The organism is Oleiphilus sp. HI0132, assembly GCF_001635845.1.
This window is the reverse complement of sequence record NZ_LWGJ01001767.1, coordinates 1-823: the sequence shown is the minus strand read 5'-3', so window position 1 is coordinate 823 and position 823 is coordinate 1. Positions and strand designations below refer to the sequence as shown.

The following is an 823-nucleotide window of genomic DNA, read 5'->3' as shown; positions in this document are numbered from 1 at the left end:
AATTGTTTCATCTTAAAATGATGACTTACACGCCAAATAAAATTATATAAATAAGGCATTTCACGCTTGTAGGAGAGCGTTCTGAGCATTAAGTTTATGTTCAGGCTTTGTGAATAAGTAAGGATTCTTAATGTGGATGGCGTTGCCAAACCACTTTGTTAGCCGAACGGGAAGCTATATTCTGCTCTACATCTCATGTGGCGTATTGAATATGGCTATCTCAATGATGCTTGTAAAAGTGCAAGGCAGCTTAATGAAAGGAGTGGCCAAATGGCCCAAGACTTTTCTTTATGCTGGGATATTGACTCACTAAACAAAGCTTATCGTCAGGGATATATGGCGGGAGTGATGGGAGCAGATATTCAGCAGTGCCCTTATTCTGGCGAAGTAGTGCAAGCTGCATGGGAAGCAGGCTGGGAAGACGGCGTCGAAAAATGCGAACTGGATAAGCCGAACGAAAGGGTTGGCAAAATCGCCTAAGCTCTCTACCCTACGGCCCCTTTCTTATTTTCGCTTTAGAAGTCGCTAAGCCTTATCTCTGAACAACAAAGCTGGTAAACAAGAGATCATCTATCTGCCCATCACCCGTTTCTTCTTCCAGAATCTGCTGCACAAGTTCTAACGCTTCAAGTCGAACCTTCTCCTGACCTGCTGAAGTACCGAGTGTTTCTTCAGTCTGACGACTTAAAAGCATCACGATCTGATGGCGAACCAAAGCATCATGATTCATAACTTCGTTTACCGCAGCGCCGCTCGATGTTCTGACTGAGACACCTGCCTTGAGAAACTTTAGCTTCTTTCCATTGTCACTACCAAAATTAGC

The 823-nt window shown here is 43.9% G+C and carries 2 protein-coding genes; one reads left to right on the top strand and one right to left on the bottom strand.

Annotated elements, in window-relative coordinates:
* The first annotated feature begins 270 nt into the window (after positions 1 to 270).
* On the top strand, positions 271 to 480 hold the full coding sequence (gene rmf / locus A3766_RS26925) for a ribosome modulation factor (RefSeq protein WP_068514633.1): 210 nt from the start codon (positions 271 to 273) through the stop codon (positions 478 to 480).
* Between the two features lie 52 nt (positions 481 to 532).
* On the opposite strand, the gene A3766_RS26920 is transcribed toward rmf, so the two are convergent.
* On the bottom strand, positions 533 to 823 hold a 291-nt coding region (locus tag A3766_RS26920), incomplete at its 5' end, for a flagellar basal body-associated FliL family protein (protein ID WP_068643318.1).

What these genes read in the sequence shown, in the direction of transcription:
- rmf (WP_068514633.1), top strand. Translation starts at nt 271, where the DNA reads ATGGCCCAAGACTTTTCTTTATGCTGGGATATTGACTCACTAAACAAA.